The organism is Streptomyces humi (assembly GCF_001005085.2).
GTDB lineage: Bacteria > Actinomycetota > Actinomycetes > Streptomycetales > Streptomycetaceae > Streptomyces > Streptomyces humi.
The window spans coordinates 39,132-55,838 of sequence record NZ_LBMU02000083.1 but is presented as its reverse complement, the minus strand read 5'-3'; the positions used below and the strand labels follow the sequence as shown (position 1 = coordinate 55,838).

Here is a 16,707-nt window from a genome sequence, read left to right as displayed (position 1 = left end):
CGCCCACCCGTGCCGCCCTGCGGCACGCCTGCCCGCAGCTGCGCGAGCGAAAAACGCGGGGCGGCCGCAGCGCCCCGTCAGTGGCGCGGGGAACTGCGCGAAAAGCCCCCGCGCACCCGCAGCCTCACGACTGCTCTGCCGACTCCAAGCCCCCGCGCACCCGGAGCCTCACGACCGCTCTTCCGACTCCAAGCCCCCGCGCACCCGCAGCCTCACGACTGCTCTTCCGACTCGACCCGCTTCTTCAGCCCCGCCAGCGCCCGGTCGATGATGACCTTCTCGGCTTTCCTCTTGATCATCCCCAGCATCGGGATCTTGACGTCCACCGTCAGCGAGTACGTGACCTCCGTCGCCCCGGCCCCCGCCGGCCGCAGCAGGTACGACCCGTCCAGCGACCGCAGCATCTGCGACTTCACCAGGGTCCAGGAGACCTCGTTGTCGCCGGTCCACGTGTACCCGAGCGTCTGGTCGTCCTTGATCGCACCCGCGTCCATGACCAGCCGGACCTGCTCGGCCCGCCCCCTGGCGTCGGTCTTCAGCACCTCCGCCTCCTTCACCTCGCCCGTCCAGTCCGGGTACCGGGCGAAGTCGGCGATCACCGCCATGACGTCGGCCGGGGCCGCCTCGATCGTGATGCTCGAGCTGGTGTGTTCCGCCATCGCCGTGGCTCCTCCAGATGCGGGCCGGTGAGACCATTTGAAAGAAGGTCGCCGCACGCGTGCGCACGCGTGTGCAGCGTGAAGGCTACCGCGCGCCCGACCAGCCGACTTCACCCCCTGTCCGGGGCGGTCACCATTCCAGCGCCCAGGGCCGCCCCGCACCCGCGAAGTGCCCGACGTTCACGCACTCGGTGGCCCCGATCCGCATCCGCTTCACCAGCGGCTGGTGGACATGCCCGAAGAGCGAGTAACGCGGCTTCGTCCGCCGGACGGCGTCCAGCAGCGCCCGGCTGCCCCGTTCGAAACGGCGCGCCACCGTGTCGTAGACCAGCTCCGGCACCTCCGGCGGGATGTGCGTGCACAGCACGTCGACCTCGCCGACCGCCTCGATCTTCGCCGCGTACTCCTCGTCGGAGATCTCGTAGGGGGTGCGCATCGGGGTGCGCAGCCCGCCGCCCACGAAGCCGAACACCCACCCGCCGATCTCCACCCGCTGCCCGTCCAGGACCGTCGTGCCCGGCCCCGCGTACTCCGGCCACAGCTGCGGCATGTCGACGTTGCCGTACGTCGCGTACGTCGGCGTCGGGAACGCCGCGAACATCTCGGCGTACTGCTTGCGCACCGCCTTCTCGATCGCGGTCGCGCGGTCCATGGCGATCCCGCCCCACAGCCGCGCCCCCAGCTCCCGGGCCTCCTCGAAACGGCGGGCGGTGCGCAGTTCGACGAGCCGGTCGGCGTTCTCGACGCCGAACAGGTCGGGGAAGATGCCGCGCGAGTGGTCGGCGTAGTCGAGGAAGAGGACGAGGTCGCCGAGACAGATCAGGGCGTCGGCGCCGTCGCCGGCTCTGGCCAGGTCACGGGCGTTGCCGTGCACGTCACTGACCACGTGGACGCGGGTCTTCCGGAGGCCGGAGGGTGAGGCTGCCATGGTGATCAAGGGTAGGCCTGTGCGGCAAACGTGAACAGGCGATGGGCGCACCTGCGGTTACTGGTCAGTCACTAAAGCGGTGGACTACCGTACGCGAAGGAACACCAACCTGTGTGACGCAGCGAACATCTCGCCGGGACCCCCTGTCGAAGAAGCCATACCGGCGGGTAACGTCCGGGCAGTCCAGTCGTGCTCAGGAATTCAACCAACGGATCTTCCGACCCGTGGCGAAGCCTGAGTACCTGCCCGAGCCTTGGACCGCACCGTCGCATCGCACAACGTCGTGGCGCCGGCGCCCTATGAGGAGCAGCAGTCTTGCGCGAGTTCAGCCTTCCGGCTTTGTACGAGGTCCCCGCGGACGGCAATCTGACCGACATCGTCCGCAGAAACGCCGCGCAGCATCCGAACGTCGCCGTCATGGCCCGCAAGGTCGACGGGGTCTGGCAGGACGTGACCGCCACCGCCTTCCTCACCGAGGTGCACGCGGCCGCGAAGGGCCTCATCGCCTCCGGGATCCAGCCCGGCGACCGGGTCGGCCTGATGTCCCGCACCCGCTACGAGTGGACGCTCCTCGACTTCGCGATCTGGTGCGCCGGCGCGGTCACCGTGCCGGTGTACGAGACCAGTTCGCCGGAACAGGTGCAGTGGATCCTCAGCGACTCCGGCGCCACCGCCTGCATCGTGGAACTCGACGGCCACACGGCCGCCGTCGAGTCGGTGCGCGAGACGCTGCCCGCCCTCAAGCACGTCTGGGGGATCGAGGCCGGCGCCCTGGAGGAGCTGGGCAGGCTCGGCCAGGGCGTCACCGACGCGACCGTCGAGGAGCGCAGCTCGCAGGCGCGGGCGGACGACCCGGCGACCATCGTCTACACGAGCGGTACCACCGGGCGCCCGAAGGGCTGTGTCCTCACCCACCGCAGCTTCTTCGCCGAGTGCGGCAACATCGTGGAACGGCTGCGCCCGCTGTTCCGCACCGGCGAGTGTTCCGTGCTGCTCTTCCTCCCGCTCGCGCATGTCTTCGGCCGCCTGGTCCAGATCGCCCCGATGATGGCGCCGATCAAACTGGGCTGCGTCCCGGACATCAAGAACCTCACCGATGAACTGGCCGCCTTCCGGCCGACGCTGGTCCTCGGCGTCCCGCGGGTCTTCGAGAAGGTCTACAACTCGGCGCGCGCCAAGGCGCAGGCGGACGGCAAGGGCAAGATCTTCGACAAGGCCGCGGACACCGCGATCGCGTACAGCAAGGCGCTGGACACGCCGACGGGCCCGTCCCTCGGCCTGAAGATCAAGCACAGAACCTTCGACAAGCTGGTCTACAGCAAGCTGCGGGCGGTGCTCGGCGGCAAGGGCGAGTACGCCATCTCCGGCGGTGCCCCGCTGGGCGAGCGCCTCGGTCACTTCTTCCGCGGCATCGGCTTCACGGTCCTGGAGGGCTACGGCCTGACCGAGTCCTGCGCGGCGACCGCGTTCAACCCCTGGGACCGGCAGAAGATCGGCACGGTCGGTCAGCCGCTGCCCGGTTCGGTGGTGCGGATCGCCGACGACGGCGAGGTGCTGCTGCACGGCGAGCACCTGTTCAAGGGCTACTGGAACAACGAGGCCGCGACCGCCGAGGCGCTGGCCGACGGCTGGTTCCACACCGGGGACATCGGCACCCTGGACGAGGACGGCTACCTCAGGATCACCGGCCGCAAGAAGGAGATCATCGTCACCGCGGGCGGCAAGAACGTCGCCCCGGCCGTGATCGAGGACCGGATCCGCGCGCACGCGCTGGTCGCGGAGTGCATGGTGGTGGGTGACGGGCGGCCGTTCGTGGGCGCGCTGGTCACCATCGACGAGGAGTTCCTGGGCCGCTGGGCGCAGGACCACGGCAAGCCGGCGGGTGCCACCGCGGCGTCGCTGCGTGACGACCCGGATCTGAACGCTGCGATCCAGGCCGCTGTCGACGACGGCAACGCCGCGGTGTCGAAGGCGGAATCGGTGCGGAAGTTCCGCATTCTGTCCTCCCAGTTCTCGGAGGAGTCGGGCCACCTGACGCCGTCCCTGAAGCTCAAGCGCAATGTGGTGGCGAAGGACTACGCGGACGAGATCGAGGCCATCTACGCGAAGTAGGACGGCACTTGGTTCACATGTCCTCGGCGAGGACCCGTTCCATCGTGCGCTCGGCGAGCGCGGTGATGGTCACGAACGGGTTCACGCCGATGTTCCCGGGGACCAGCGAACCGTCCGTCACGTACAGCTTCGAATACCCCTTCACCCGGCCGTAGTCGTCGGTCGCCTTTCCCAGCACGCAGCCGCCCAGCGGGTGGTAGCAGAAGTCGTCCGCGAACACCTTGCTGCCCGACCCGAACAGGTCGTACCGGTAGATCGTCGCGTTGGCCGCGTTGATCCGGTCGAAGAGCTTCTTGGCCATGGCGACCGACACCGCGCTCTGGGCCGCGGTCCAGCCCAGCTTCACCGCGTCGCTCGCGGAGTCGTAGGTGAAGGACGCCCGTTGGGGGTTCTTGGTGATCGCCAGGTACAGGCTCACCCAGGTCTCGAACCCGATGGGCAGCGGGGCGATCTCCGCGAAGACCGGGTTGTCGGTGTTGGCCCAGTCGTCGATGCCCATCACCGGCATGGTCGCCTGGTTGGCGCCGGTGGTGTCCCAGATGTGGTTGGCGCGGCCGAGCATGGTGTTGCCGTTGGTGCTCCAGCCGGCGCCCACACTGGAGTTGAGGGCGGGCAGCGCGCCGGTGTCCCGGGCCCGCACGAGCAGTTCGGTGGTCCCGAGGCTGCCGCCGCCGAGGAACAGGTAGGTGCAGCTGTACTGCTTGCTCTCGACCACGGCCCCGGTGGTGTCGATCCGGTCCACGCTCAGCAGGTACGACCCGTCGCTCGCCCGCGTGACCGACCTGACCTTCTCCAGGGTGTGGATGGTGAGGTTGCCGGTGCCGAGCGCGGCGGCGAGGTAGGTCTTGTCGAGGCTCTTCTTGCCGTAGTTGTTGCCGTAGATGACCTCCTGCGCGAGCGCTGACTTCGTGGCGGTGCCGGCGGCCTCCTGCTGCATGTACCCGAAGTCGTAGACGTTCGGTACGAAGGTGGTCTTGAGACCGGTGTTGGCGGCGGCCTTCCGGGACGTCCGGGTGAACTGGTACCACTCCGTCGACTCGAACCAGGTGGGGTCGACGGTGTTGACGCCGAGCATGGTGCGGGCGCGCGGGTAGTACGTGTTGTACATCGCGCTCGCGTCCACGGTCGGGAACTGCTCGGCGAAGTACGACTGGAGGGGCGTGACCGCCATCCCCCCGTTGACCAGGGAGCCGCCTCCGACACCCCGCCCGACGTACACGGACATGTTGTCGTAGTGCACCCGGTCGAGGACGCCGGGATAGGCGGCGATGTCCTTGTTGACGACGTCCAGCCAGAGGAAGGTGGCGAGCGGGGCCTCGGTGCGGGTCTTGAACCACATGGACCGCTTGTCCGGGGCCGCGGTGGAACAGAAGACCTTGCCGTCGGAGCCGGCGGTGTTCCACAGCTGCCCCATCTCGATCATGAGGGTGCGTACCCCGGCCTGTCCGAGCCGGAGCGCGGCCACGGCCCCGCCGTAGCCCGAACCGACCACGATGGCAGGCGCGTTGTCGACGGCGGCGGCCTCCTCGGCGGCCTGCGCCGACTGGAGCCCGACCCGGGTGAGACCGGCCGCGGCGGCGGTCTGGAGGGCGATCATGCCCAGGATGTGACGTCTCGTCAGCTGACGCTGCATCAGTTTTGCTGTCATGCGCGCAGCATGTGCGGATTTTCGGCTTCCGCCTAGAGCTACGGCAGCAACAGCGCCCCGTCAGGGGCGCCGGGAACCGCGCGACCGGCCCCCACCGCCCCGCAGGCGAACAACGGCCTCAAAGCGCCCTACAGCAACTCCTTCAGCCTCTCCGCGAGGAGATCCCACCGCCACCGCTCCTCGACCCACGACCGCCCCCGCTCCCCCATCCGCTGACGCAGCTCCGCGTCCCCCAGGAGCACCACGATCCGCTCGGCGGCCTCCTCCACCGACCCACCCCGCACGACCCACCCGGTCTCCCCGTCGAGCACCGCGTCGGGCGCACCCCCGGAGTCCCCCGCCACCACCGGCAACCCGGTCGCGGAGGCCTCCAGGTACACGATCCCCAGCCCCTCCACGTCCAGCCCGCCCCGCCGTGTCCGGCACGGCATCGCGAACACGTCCCCCGCACCGAAGTGCGCGGGCAGCTCCGCCCACGGCACGGCCCCCGTGAACCGCACCGACGCGGCCACCCCGGTCTCCCTCGCCAGCCGCCGCAGATCGTCCTCGTACGGCCCGCCGCCCACGATCAGCAGCACCGCGTCCGGCTCTGCGGCCAGGATCAGCGGCATCGCGAGGATCAGCGTGTCCTGTCCCTTGCGCGGTACCAGCCGCGACACGCACACCACCACCGGCCGGTCGGTCAGCCCCAGCCGCGCCCGCACCTCGGCGCCCCCCGACCCGGGGTGGAAGGTCTTCTCGTCCACTCCCGGCGGCAGCTGCACCATCCGCCCCGCCGCCCGCGCACTGAGCGCCCCGGCGATCCGGGAGCGGGTGTACTCGCCGAGGTAGGTGACCGTGTCGGTGGCGTCCCCGATCCGCCGGAGCAACTGCCGCGCGGCGGGCAGCTGGGCCCAGCCCGCCTCGTGCCCGTGCGTGGTGGCGACCAGCCGCTCGGCGCCCGCCTTGCGCAGCGCCGGCGCCATCAGCCCCAGCGGAGCCGCCGCCCCGAACCACACGGACGTGCACCCGTGCTCCCGCAGCAGCCCGACCGCCGTCCGGGTCGCCCCGGGCGTGGGCAGCAGCATCGTCGTACGATCGCGTACGACGGTGAAGGGCTGCTCCGCGTCGAACGCGGCGGTGGCCAGGGCGCCCTCCCGGCTCCGCTTCCACGTGGACGCGTAGACGACGAGCCGCTCCGGGTCCAGCCGCAGGGCCATGTTGTGCAGGAAGGCCTGGATCCCGCCCGGCCGGGGCGGGAAGTCGTTCGTCACGATGAGGGTCTTGTGCATCGCCGCAGACCTTACCCGCACAGCGTGTTCGGCCGTGCTTCATGGCCCCCGCACAGGGCGGCGGGAGATCATGTGGCCCACTCGACACGGCACGCCGACGGACAGGGGCTCAGGTGGACAGGACGGGCGTGACGCGTGGGCCGGCGCCGCTGCTCGGGGTCTGGGGGGTCACCCGGCTGGTGCTGCTGCTCTTCGTGCTCAAGGTGTTCCTCTTCCCCGGCGCGGACGTCACCACCGACGTGTCCGTCATCTACCAGGGCTGGTACGAGGTCCTGCGGCACGGAACGTTTCCGCTGGACGATGTCACCTGGCAGTACCCGCCGGCCGCCGCCCTGGCGATCCTCGCGCCCGGCCTCCTCCCCTTCCTGGACTACCCGACCGCCTTCTTCGTGCTGGCCTGCCTCGCCGACCTGGTGGTGCTGTCCCTGCTCCTGCACACGGGCCCGCGCCCCGGCCGCACGCTGCGCGGCGCCTGGGTCTGGGTGCTCGGCGTGCCGCTCCTCGGCCCGACCGTGTACTCCCGCTACGACCTGATGGTCACCGCCGTCGCGGTGGCCGCGCTGCTCGCCGGGGCCCGGCATCCCCGGATCATGGGCGCGCTGGCCGGGTTCGGCGCGATGGTCAAGGTGTGGCCCGCGCTGCTGCTGGTGGGCGCCGTACGGCGGCGGGCCTGGGCGTGGGCGGCGCTCACGGCGGGCGCGGTCGGAGCCCTGTTCGCCGTGGCCATGCCAGGCGCGTTCGCGTTCCTGACCTTCCAGCGGGACCGGGGCACCGAGGTGGAGTCCCTGGGCGCGCTGGTTTTCCACGTCGCCCGGCACTTCGGCTGGCACGGCGAGGTCCTGCTCAACTACGGCTCGATCGAGTTCCTCGGCCCGCACGTGAAGGCGGTGAGCACGGCGGCCCTGCTGCTCACCGCGCTCGCCTTCGGCTGGCTGCTGCTGTGGCGGCTGTCGGCGGCCCGCTTCCGCTCCCACACGCTCGCGGACGCGGCGTTCACCGCCGTCCTGATGTTCACGGTGACCAGCCGGGTGATCAGCCCCCAGTACCTGGTGTGGCTGGTCGGCCTGGCCGCCGTCTGCCTGTGCTTCCGGGCCGGCCGGATGACCGTGCCTGCGGTGCTGGTGCTGCTGGCGGCGTTCGTGACGGTCCTGGAGTTCCCGGTCGGTTTCGCGCACGTCGTGGTGAGCGACTGGTACGGCATCGCCCTGCTGCTCCTGCGCAACGGCCTGCTGGTCGCGGCGACGGTCACGGCGGCCCGCGCGCTGTGGCGCTCCACGGTGACCGGGGCCCCGTCCGCGCCGCTTCCCGCCCAGCCGGGCGCCGTGCCCGAGAAGCTCACTCAGTCGCCGAGCTGAGCCGTCAGGTAGTCGTGCCAGCGGGCGGTGAAGTCGGTCAGGGTCGTGCCGAGTTCCGTCTTCAGAGCGTCCTCGACCGCGCCCTTCCGCTCCTTGTGCGCGCCGACGGCCCGGTAGAAGGCGCCGAGCTTCGCCTCGCCCCAGTGGGCGGCGACCATGCGGCAGGCCAGCCAGCCGCCCTCGTAGGCCTCGGCCAGCTTGGTGGGGTCGTCGGTGAAGCCGAAGTCCCGGTCCGCCGGGAGGTCCGCCGGGGCGTTCCCCGACCCGACGGCACGGGCCAGCTCCGGGGCGGCCTCGGTGGGGGTGCGGCCGGTGCCGAGGTAGCCGATCCAGTCGGCGTAGCCCTCGGAGAGCCAGAGCGGGGTGGCGGACGTGGTGTGGGCGCGGGTGGCCACGTGGGTGGTCTCGTGGGTGAGGACCACCTGCTTCCCGACCGGGGCGAGGACGGCGTAGGCCTCCGGATTGAGGATCACCCGGTCCGCCGGGGCCTGCCCCGAGCCTCCCGCCTCACCGGTGGTGACGGCGGCGATGCCCCGGTAGTTGGAGGCCGGGGCGCCGAGCAGGCCCGCCATGCCGGTCAGCGAGCCGGGGACGAGCAGGACCACCCGCCGGCTCCAGTCCGCGCCCCAGACGCCGGTGACCTCCGGGACGGCGGTGTCGGCGAGGCGGGCGTAGCCGCGCAGCGCGGCCTCGGACTGGCCCACGCCGAGGACCAGGCTGTGGGCACCCCGTGCGGCCCGTACCGTGCCCTGGTCCCAGAGTTGCTGGCCGGTCTTCCCGGCGGGCCTGTCCCGGGTGACGTACCAGCGGCCGTCGGCGGTGCGGTCGAGGGAGAGCGTCCGGTCGGTCGTGACCGGCGCCTTGTCGTAGCCCTGGATCCGGTAGCGGAGCTGGGCGTCGGCGGTGGCCCCGGCGCCGTCCCGGTGCACGGCGGTCACCCGGTAGCTCCACTGCGCGAACGGCACGGCCCGCAGGTTCGCGTACGGACCGCGGGCGCCCGTCTCGCCGTACGCCTGCTCGTCGTGGCCGAGGACGGCGGCCGCGCGCCGGTCCAGGACCTGCTGCACCTCGGTCGTCGCCGTCCCGGACGACGGCTGTCCGCCGCCGCATCCGGTCAGCGGTACGAGCAGCAGACACAGTCCCACCGCCCCTGAGCGCCACGCCCGTCCACGACCAGCCACTTTCCGATGGTACGGGGCGGGACGCGGAATTCAGGGCCGGGTGACGGAGGAGACCGGCATCATCCCGACCGGGTCGTAGCGGACCGGGGCGCCCGGGTAGGGGGCGTGGATGACCTGGCCGTTGCCGACGTACATCCCCACATGGCTGGCGTCGGACCGGTAGACGACCAGGTCACCGGGTTGCGCCTGGGAGAGCGGTACCTGGTGGCCGGCGTACCGCTGCTCCTGCGAGGTGCGCGGGAGGTGGAGCCCGGCCTGGGCGTACGACCACTGCATCAGACCCGAGCAGTCGAAGCCGGAGGGACCGCTCGCACCCCAGACGTACGGCCTGCCGAGGGCGGACCGGGCGGCGGCGATCGCGGCGGCGGCGCGGCCGTCCGGGGGGACGGCGCCGGCGAGGCCGGGCAGGTAGGCGCGGGCGTCGCCCCGGGAGGCGTGTTCGAAGGCGGCGCGGTCGGCGGCGGGCATGGTGTTGAGCAGATGCCGGGCCTGGGCGAGCTTGCGCTCCACGACGGCCTTGTGGGAGGCGACCGCCCGGCGGCTGCGCTCCAGTTCGGCGAGTTTCCCGACGGCCTCGGCGCGCTCCTGGGCGAGTTCGCGCAGGGCCGCCTGGAGTTCGTCGAGCTGGCCGGCCCGGCGGACGTCGATGCGGTCGAGGAGGGAGGCCCGGTCGAGGTACTGCTCGGGGTCGTCGGAGAAGAGCAGGGCCACGGTGGGGTCGATGCCGCCGGACCGGTACTGGGCGCCGGCCAGTGAACCGAGCGCCTCCCGCATGGTGTTGACGCGCTGCTGCTGGCGGGCGATCCGGTCCTGGGAGTCGTGCACCTCGCGGCGCAGCGCGCCGGCGTGTTCGTCGGCCTTGTCGTAGGCCTCGGTCGCCTTCTCGGCCTGCTGGTACAGCCGGTCGACCTCGGCCCGGGTGTCGGTGCCCGGGGCGGCGCTCGCCGGTACGGCTCCGAGGGCGGCGGCCGCGGCGGACAGCACACAGAGAGCGGCACCGGCGCCCCGGTTGAAACCGGACGGTGCGAGACGGCGATGAGACCCCACGGCGGTCCTTCTGCTGGCGGACAGGTACCGCTTCCCCCGGCGACGGGGACGGGGGTGCCCCGGCGCCGGAGGAAACGCGCCAGACAGTAGCCGCGCGACCACACCCCGGCCAAAGACCCCGGCGGCCACGCAACGTGAACGCCCCGCCGCTGACGCAGGTCACCGGCGGGGCGTGGAGTCAGTGCGGGTCGCCAGGATTCGCCCGTTCGGGCGCCACAGCGAGTTGATCTTCGGCCGTACGGGTGTCGCCGTAGCCGGATGGGGTCAGATCCGGACGCCGAACTCGAACGTCATGTCACTCATCGCCTCGTAGCGGACCACGGCACCGGTGTGCGGGGCGTGCAGCACCTGGCCGTTGCCGGCGTACAGGCCGACGTGGTGGTAGTCGCCGTAGAAGATGATCAGGTCGCCGACCTTGAGGTCGCTCTGGTTGTAGATGCGGGTGCCGGCGTTGGCCTGGGCCTCGGAGGTGCGCGGGATGGTGACGCCGGCCTGGGCATAGGCCCAGGAGGTCAGGCCCGAGCAGTCGAACGACGACGGTCCGGAGGCGCCGTAGACGTACGGCGAGCCGATCACGGACTGGGCGGCGGCGAAGGCGGCGGCGGCCCGGCCGGAGGCGGAGCCGGTGTTGCCGAGGTCCACCCGGGAGGAGGCGCGGCTGGCGGCCTGGGCCTGCTCGGCGTCGAGGGCGGCCTTCTCCTTGGCCGTCAGGGTGTTGAGCAGCTTCTGCGCGTCGGCCAGCTTGGACTGGACGGCCTTCTTCTGCTTGGCCAGCTCGGTGCGGGTGGCGGAGAGGTCCTTGAGCTTGTCGGTGGCCTCTGCCCGCTCCTGGGCGAGTTCGCGCTGTTTGTCCTGGATCTTCTTCAGAGCCTCGACCTGCTGGCTGCTCAACTGGTCGAGCGTGGAGGCCTTGTCGAGGTAGTCGTCCGGGTCGGACGAGAGGAAGAGCTGGACGGACGGATCGATGCCGCCGGAGCGGTACTGCGCGGTGGCCAGCGAACCGAGGCTGTCCCGCAGCTTGTTGAGGTCTTCCTGACCACGGGCCACGTTGTCCTGGATCGTGGATATTTCCTTCTGGAGCTTCTGCTGCTTGTCCTTGGCCCCGTCGAGCTTCTCGGTGGCCTGCTCGGCCTCCTCGTAGAGCTTGTCGACCTTCGCCTTGACCTCGTCCTTGCTCAGCTTCTCGCTGGGCGCCGCGTTGGCGGCGTTGGCGCTGAGGACTACGGCTGCGGCGGCTGCGGTGGTGAGCACGGTCACGCGCGCACGGCTCGGCTGCTTGGGTCGACGATGGGACGCCACGGAGACGGGCTCCTTCGTTTGAGTGATCACCCGTGTGGAGGTTCGAGGCCAGACCCTAGTGACCTCATCGTGATCAGTTCAAACCCAGCAGCCAAAAAAGTCGTCACGCAACGCACTCTTTGCACATAACTTACGAGCAGTAATGCGCGATTGACGCTACGTTGCGTGACGGTTCGGTCAATTCGGGCATTGCATATGCGCTTTGCACGTTCAGGACAGTCTCTTCAGAAGCATCGCAGAAGCCACCGGCCGGGCACCCGCCTTCGCGACCCCGTCGGCGACCTCCCGGTCGGTCGAGGCGACGATCACCGGACGGCCCGGGGGCTCGGCGCGCACCAGCTGACGGATCAACTCGTCCGCCGTGACACCCGGTTTGGAGAAGAGGACCCGGACCCCGCGCGGCGGGGCGAGCAGCACCGGCGCGGCCAGCTCGGCGCCGTCGAAGACACAGGTGACCTCGGCGCCGGTCTGCGCGGCGAGCTGGGAGAGCTGGCCCAGCAGCCGCAGCCGCTGCTTCTCCAGCGGCATCTGCGGATAACCGGTCTTGGTCACGTTGTAGCCGTCGACCACCAGGTGCGCCTGCGGCAGGGCGAGCAGCTGGTCGAGGATGGCCGGGTCGTTCTCGGACAGGGCGCGCGCCGCGATGTCCTTCGGGGTCATCCGGCCCGGTTCGACCGCGTCCACGGTCTCGGCCGGCCGGACCGACACCGGCGGCAGCGCCAGTTCGCGGCGGAGCCCCTGGGCCGCGTCGAGCACGGTGTCCAGCAGCAGCCGCACCCGCATGTCCTCGACGCTGCGCCCCTCGCGGGCGGCCCGGCGGCTGGCCTCCAGCGCGGCCTCGACCTCGCCGAGCCGGGCCTTGAGCCGCCGGCTCTCGCTCTCCGCGGCGGACACCTGCGCCTGCCCCTCGGCCCGCCCCGCCTCCATCTCGCCCTGGAGCTTGCGCAGGGCGGCCTCGCCGCGCCTGACGTCGCTGACGGCGGCGCGCAGCTTGCGGTGGAGCGATTCGGCTTCCTTCTTCGCCGCGTCCAGTTCGGCGCGCAGCCGGTCCGTCTCGGCACGCGTCAGCTCGCGGGCCCGGTCCAGCTCCTCGCGCAGCCGCTCCAGCTCGGCCCGGCTCTCCTCGTCGGCCCGCTCGGCGTCGGCCCGCTGGGCCTCCTCACCGGCGGCCGCCACGAGCTTCACCCAGCCCGTGGGCCGCAGTACGTAGGCCGCGGCCGCCACATCGAGCGGGTCCGCGGCCGGGGGCGGGGAGCCGGAGTCCAGGGCGCCGGCCAGTTCCGGCTGGGCCTCTCTCAGCTTCTCGCCGATCCGCTGCCGGAAGAGGGTGTCCGTCTCCAGCGCGGCCGCCATGGCGTTCCCGGCGAACTTCGCCCGCCGATTGGCCGCGAACCGGGCGTACTGGCGCAGCTGTGCGGGCAGTTCGGCCATGGTCAGGCCGCCGAACCCGTCCGAGACGATCTGCACGACCCGTCGCCGCACGCCGTCGGGCAACGGACGGTCAAGCACCTCGGCGGTGCCGTCGCCCGGCCCCCCGCCTGTGGTCTCCACCATCCGTCACACCCCATCACCTGTACGGGGGCCGCTCCCGGTCTCAGGAGTCGGCGCCCGGCCTGTCCACGAGTTCCACCTGGTCCACCGCGTTGCACCAGCGGCAGCGCACCGACTCGATGGTCTCACTGACCACCTCGCGCTCCTCGACCTTGGGCTCACCGGCCAGGTCGAGGTGGACGTACTCGACGACCTTCGACGAGCGGGTCACGTCGAAGCGCGTGAGGTTGCCGCAGAGGGTGCAGCGCCACCGCGTCGTGGCGGTCGGCAGGGGAACCGTCATCGTGGCTTGTTCGCTTCCTTCTAGTGTCCGTGACGCGCCGTCCCGACGCGTGTGGCTCGTAACCCTACGGCCTGGCGGGTACTCGACGCCGCCCTGTCCACGGCGGCGAGGCGATCTGTACCGGTGCGTCCGCTTACGCCATGCTCTGTGTTCATGATCGGCAACCGGAACACCACGGCCGTCCCCCGTGCCCCGCGGAGCCCACGGGGCACGTCCGCGCCCATGACGTACGCCCTGATCGCCGTGTGCTGCCTGATCTTCGTCGTCGGGCCCGCCTCCGGTTTCAACCCGTCCTACGGCACCGGGGAGGCCCTGGCGGCGGCGCAGCGGGCGTACTTCCGGCGCTGGGGGGTGGTTCCCGCCGATCTGTTCGACGGTCCGGCGCGGGAGGTGCTCACCCCGGCCACGGCGCTGTTCATCCACGGCAGCTGGGTGCACCTGCTCGGCAACATGCTCTTCCTCTTCGTCTTCGGGGCGATGACCGAGGAACGGATGGGCCGCGTGGAGTTCACCCTCTTCTACCTCGGCTGCGGCTATCTCGCCCTGCTCGGCTACGCGGCCGCCAACGCCACCTCCCAGCAGTCGCTGGTCGGCGCGTCCGGGGCGATCTCGGCGGTCCTCGGAGCGTTCCTGTACCTGTTCCCCAGCGCCCGCGTGACCAGTCTCCTGCCCTTCCTCTTCTTCCTGCCGCTGCGGTTCCCGGCGTGGGTCGTGCTGCCGTTCTGGACCGCGTTGCAGTGGGTGGCCCTGGACCAGGCGCCCTCGGGCCCTGGCGTGGCCTACCTCGCCCACCTGGTCGGCTTCGGACTCGGATTCGGCTACGCGTGGGTGAGATATGGCCGTACGACTAGAGTGAGGACCGCACCGGCTCCGGCACCCGAGGGAGAGAACCAGCCGTGATCACCGCGATCGTCCTCATCAAGACCAGCGTGGACCGGATCCCCGAGATCGCGGAACAGATCGCCGCGCTGGAGAGCGTCAGCGAGGTCTTCTCCGTCACCGGCACGTACGACCTGATCGCCATGGTCCGGGTGCAGCAGCACGAGGACCTGGCCGAGGTCATCCCCGGCCGGATCAGCAAGATCCGGGGCGTGGAGGCCACCGACACGCACGTCGCGTTCCGTACCTACTCGCAGCACGACCTGGAAGCGGCCTTCGCCATCGGCCTGGACAGCTAGCCGGCGCGGGCCACCGGCAGCCGCCCGCCGCGGCCCCGGCTAGTCCCGCAGGGCGAGGACGGTGACGCCGTCGGCGGTCGCGACGTAGATCCGGCCGTCCCGGACGACCGGGCTCTGGGTGCCGACGGACGCGCCGCCCTCGACGCGTCTGCGCCAGGTCCGCCGGCCCGCGCGGTCCACGCCGAAGAGCGTCGAGCCCTGGCGGACGTAGAGCGTGCCGCCCGCGACCGTGGGATCGCTGTACTGGGTGCCCTCGCCGGTGAGCAGGAAGACCCACGCCTTCGATCCGTCGGCGGGGTGCAGGGCGAACAGCTCGAAGGCGCTCGCGGTGACCGCCAGGCCGCCGAGGGCCACGCTCGTGAAATAGCGGCTCGCGCCCGGCAGCTCGTGGCCCGACCGGTGCCACAGCGCCTTTCCCGTCCGGTCGATGCCGTGCAGCATCTGCTCGCCGCCCGACCCGGCCACCAGGACGTCCCCGACCAGCGTCGGCCGGCCGGTGTCGCTGCCGGCGGCGGTCGTCCACAGCCGCCGGCCGGTCTTCGCGTCGAGGGCCAGCAGCCGGTCCCCGAACGTCCCGGTGTACACGACCCCGCCCGCCGCCATGGGCTCGCTGGTGGGCGCGGCACCGGTGGACACGGACCAGGCCACCGTTCCGTCGGCGGCGTACGCGCGGACCCCGCCCGCGTCGGTCGGGCCGTAGGAGACCAGCACCAGGCCGCCCGCGGCGACCGGGACCTGGCTGGTCCCGGTGACCGGCCTGGTCCAGCGCGGCCGGCCGCCCCGGTCGAGCGCGCAGAGCCGGGTGGCGCCCTCCCGGTCGTCGTACAGCAGGCAGTACACGCCGTCGGCGGTGGCCAGCGGGGACATCACCGGGCCGCCCAGCGGGGTGGTCCGCACGGGGCGGCCGTTCAGGTCGAGCACGTGCAGCGAGCCGTCCGCCCCGCCGACGTACACCAGCCGCCCGTCGGGGGACAGCGCCGCGCACGGGCCGCGCTGCCCGCCGAGCCCCTGGACCTGGCACTGCCAGCCCACCTCGGCCGTCCCGGGCGGGACCGTGCCCTCCTCGTCCCGGACCGTCTGCGGACCGGTGCTCTTCGAGGAGCGCCGCAGCCACAGCCAGCCGCCGGCGCCCCCGGCCGCCACGGCCGCGGCGCCGGCCGCGGCGCCCGCCAGCAGACGCCGCCGGGAGGGCGCGGCGGTCTCCGGCGGGACCGTGGGGGCGTCCGAGACGGTCACCGGCGCCATGTACTCGACCCGGCTGTCCCGCTCCCCCGAGCCGTGCTCCGGCATCCACCGCGCACCGCTGTCCGCGGTGCCGGGTTCCGTCGGCGGCCCGCCCGCGTACCACCCGGCCCGCAGCCCCTCGCGCAGGCTGTCCGCCGTGTGCCCGGCGGCCGCGACCACGTCGGCGGGGGCCGGACGGGCCGCCGGGTCGTCGCGCAGGCACGACTCCACGAGCGGCAGGTGGTCCTCGGGCACGGCGGACAGGTCGACGTCCCCGGTGAGGATCCGCAGCAGGACGACCGAGTCCTGCCCCTCCCCGAACGGCTCCCGGCCGCCGGCGGCGTACGCGAGGACCGCGCCCAGCGAGAAGACGTCACTGGCGGGGCCCACGTGGGCGCCGTTGCGGATCTGCTCGGGCGACACATAGCCGACCGAGCCCACGATCACCCCGGTCCGGGTCAGCGCCGTCCCCTCCAGGGCCCGGACGATCCCGAAGTCGATGACCCGCGGGCCGTCCGGCGCCAGCAGGATGTTGGAGGGCTTGAGGTCCCGGTGCACCAGCCCCTTGGCGTGGATCGCGGCCAGCGCCTCGGCGAGGGCCGCCGCGAGCAGCCGTACCGCGTCCGCGGGCAGCGGGCCGCCGTCGAGGACCGCGTCCCGCAGGTTCGGCCCGTCCACGTACTCGGTGGCCATCCACGGCCGTACGGCCTCGGTGTCGGCGTCCACCACCCGCGCGGTGTACGTGCCCGCACCGCCGACGGTCCCCGCAGCCCGCACCTCGTGCCGGAACCGGGCCCGGAAGGTGCGGTCCTCGGCGTGTTCGGCGCGCACCACCTTCACCGCGAGCCGCAGACCGCCGCGGGCCTCGGCGAGGTACACCTCGCCCATCCCGCCGGATCCGAGTCTGCCCCGGACCTCGTAGGGCCCGACGGTCCGGGGATCCGTGTCCCGCAGCTCCAGCACCCCGCGCT

The 16,707-nt window shown here is 72.0% G+C and carries 14 protein-coding genes; 4 read left to right on the top strand and 10 right to left on the bottom strand.

Features of this window, described 5'->3' with window-relative positions; genetic code table 11:
- Window positions 1-212 precede the first annotated feature (212 nt).
- Both AAW13_RS33245 and AAW13_RS33240 read right to left on the bottom strand, forming a co-directional pair.
- On the bottom strand, window positions 213-659 hold the full coding sequence (locus AAW13_RS33245; protein ID WP_046727418.1) for an SRPBCC family protein: 447 nt from the start codon (window positions 657-659) through the stop codon (window positions 213-215).
- A gap of 130 nt (window positions 660-789) precedes the next feature.
- On the bottom strand, window positions 790-1,587 hold the full coding sequence (locus AAW13_RS33240) for a metallophosphoesterase family protein (protein WP_071659762.1): 798 nt from the start codon (window positions 1,585-1,587) through the stop codon (window positions 790-792).
- Window positions 1,588-1,902: 315 nt separating this feature from the next.
- On the opposite strand from AAW13_RS33240, the gene AAW13_RS33235 reads away from it, so the two are divergent.
- Complete coding sequence (locus tag AAW13_RS33235) at window positions 1,903-3,699, top strand: AMP-dependent synthetase/ligase (RefSeq protein WP_046727416.1); 1,797 nt, start codon at window positions 1,903-1,905, stop codon at window positions 3,697-3,699.
- Between the two features lie 13 nt (window positions 3,700-3,712).
- On the opposite strand, the gene AAW13_RS33230 is transcribed toward AAW13_RS33235, so the two are convergent.
- Window positions 3,713-5,347, bottom strand: coding sequence for a GMC oxidoreductase (locus tag AAW13_RS33230; RefSeq protein WP_476756032.1), 1,635 nt, complete (start codon window positions 5,345-5,347; stop codon window positions 3,713-3,715).
- Window positions 5,348-5,475: 128 nt separating this feature from the next.
- Complete coding sequence (locus AAW13_RS33225; RefSeq protein ID WP_046727415.1) at window positions 5,476-6,618, bottom strand: glycosyltransferase family 4 protein; 1,143 nt, start codon at window positions 6,616-6,618, stop codon at window positions 5,476-5,478.
- Window positions 6,619-6,746: 128 nt separating this feature from the next.
- Here AAW13_RS33225 and AAW13_RS33220 point away from each other — a divergent pair, with 128 nt between their 5' ends.
- The gene (locus AAW13_RS33220) at window positions 6,747-7,973 is read left to right on the top strand and encodes a glycosyltransferase 87 family protein (protein ID WP_240528801.1); all 1,227 of its coding nucleotides are present in this window, start codon (window positions 6,747-6,749) and stop codon (window positions 7,971-7,973) included.
- Here AAW13_RS33220 and AAW13_RS33215 read toward each other — a convergent pair.
- The 5 genes from AAW13_RS33215 to AAW13_RS33195 all read right to left on the bottom strand — a co-directional run bounded on the left by AAW13_RS33215 (window position 7,958) and on the right by AAW13_RS33195 (window position 13,334).
- Window positions 7,958-9,154, bottom strand: coding sequence for a hypothetical protein (locus AAW13_RS33215; RefSeq protein ID WP_240528800.1), 1,197 nt, complete (start codon window positions 9,152-9,154; stop codon window positions 7,958-7,960). The genes AAW13_RS33220 and AAW13_RS33215 overlap by 16 nt on opposite strands.
- Window positions 9,155-9,184: 30 nt before the next feature.
- Window positions 9,185-10,201, bottom strand: coding sequence for a C40 family peptidase (locus tag AAW13_RS33210; protein WP_079179058.1), 1,017 nt, complete (start codon window positions 10,199-10,201; stop codon window positions 9,185-9,187).
- 264 nt (window positions 10,202-10,465) lie between these two features.
- The gene (locus AAW13_RS33205) at window positions 10,466-11,500 is read right to left on the bottom strand and encodes a C40 family peptidase (RefSeq protein WP_046727412.1); all 1,035 of its coding nucleotides are present in this window, start codon (window positions 11,498-11,500) and stop codon (window positions 10,466-10,468) included.
- Window positions 11,501-11,710: 210 nt separating this feature from the next.
- Window positions 11,711-13,054 carry an NYN domain-containing protein gene (locus tag AAW13_RS33200; RefSeq protein WP_046727411.1) on the bottom strand — a complete coding sequence of 448 codons (1,344 nt, stop codon included), beginning with the start codon at window positions 13,052-13,054 and terminating at the stop codon, window positions 11,711-11,713.
- Between the two features lie 40 nt (window positions 13,055-13,094).
- Entirely contained in the window at window positions 13,095-13,334 is a 240-nt protein-coding gene (locus AAW13_RS33195) for a hypothetical protein (RefSeq protein WP_009309707.1), read from the bottom strand.
- 153 nt (window positions 13,335-13,487) lie between these two features.
- Between AAW13_RS33195 and AAW13_RS33190 the strand changes: the two genes are divergently transcribed.
- Window positions 13,488-14,234 carry a rhomboid family intramembrane serine protease gene (locus tag AAW13_RS33190; RefSeq protein WP_046727438.1) on the top strand — a complete coding sequence of 249 codons (747 nt, stop codon included), beginning with the start codon at window positions 13,488-13,490 and terminating at the stop codon, window positions 14,232-14,234.
- A complete protein-coding gene (locus AAW13_RS33185) occupies window positions 14,231-14,512 on the top strand; it encodes an Lrp/AsnC family transcriptional regulator (RefSeq protein ID WP_046727410.1) in 282 nt (93 codons plus the stop codon). The genes AAW13_RS33190 and AAW13_RS33185 overlap by 4 nt, the downstream gene beginning before the upstream one ends.
- Window positions 14,513-14,551: 39 nt before the next feature.
- Here AAW13_RS33185 and AAW13_RS33180 read toward each other — a convergent pair whose 3' ends face one another.
- Window positions 14,552-16,699, bottom strand: coding sequence for a protein kinase domain-containing protein (locus AAW13_RS33180; protein WP_046727409.1), 2,148 nt, complete (start codon window positions 16,697-16,699; stop codon window positions 14,552-14,554).
- Window positions 16,700-16,707 lie beyond the last annotated feature (8 nt).

Excerpts from the sequence above, each read along its gene's own strand:
- AAW13_RS33240 (WP_071659762.1), bottom strand. The coding sequence starts at position 1,587 with ATGGCAGCCTCACCCTCCGGCCTCCGGAAGACCCGCGTCCACGTGGTC.
- AAW13_RS33190 (WP_046727438.1), top strand. The coding sequence starts at position 13,488 with ATGATCGGCAACCGGAACACCACGGCCGTCCCCCGTGCCCCGCGGAGC.
- AAW13_RS33230 (WP_476756032.1), bottom strand. The coding sequence starts at position 5,347 with ATGACAGCAAAACTGATGCAGCGTCAGCTGACGAGACGTCACATCCTG.
- AAW13_RS33200 (WP_046727411.1), bottom strand. The coding sequence starts at position 13,054 with ATGGTGGAGACCACAGGCGGGGGGCCGGGCGACGGCACCGCCGAGGTG.
- AAW13_RS33195 (WP_009309707.1), bottom strand. The coding sequence starts at position 13,334 with ATGACGGTTCCCCTGCCGACCGCCACGACGCGGTGGCGCTGCACCCTC.
- AAW13_RS33245 (WP_046727418.1), bottom strand. The coding sequence starts at position 659 with ATGGCGGAACACACCAGCTCGAGCATCACGATCGAGGCGGCCCCGGCC.
- AAW13_RS33225 (WP_046727415.1), bottom strand. The coding sequence starts at position 6,618 with ATGCACAAGACCCTCATCGTGACGAACGACTTCCCGCCCCGGCCGGGC.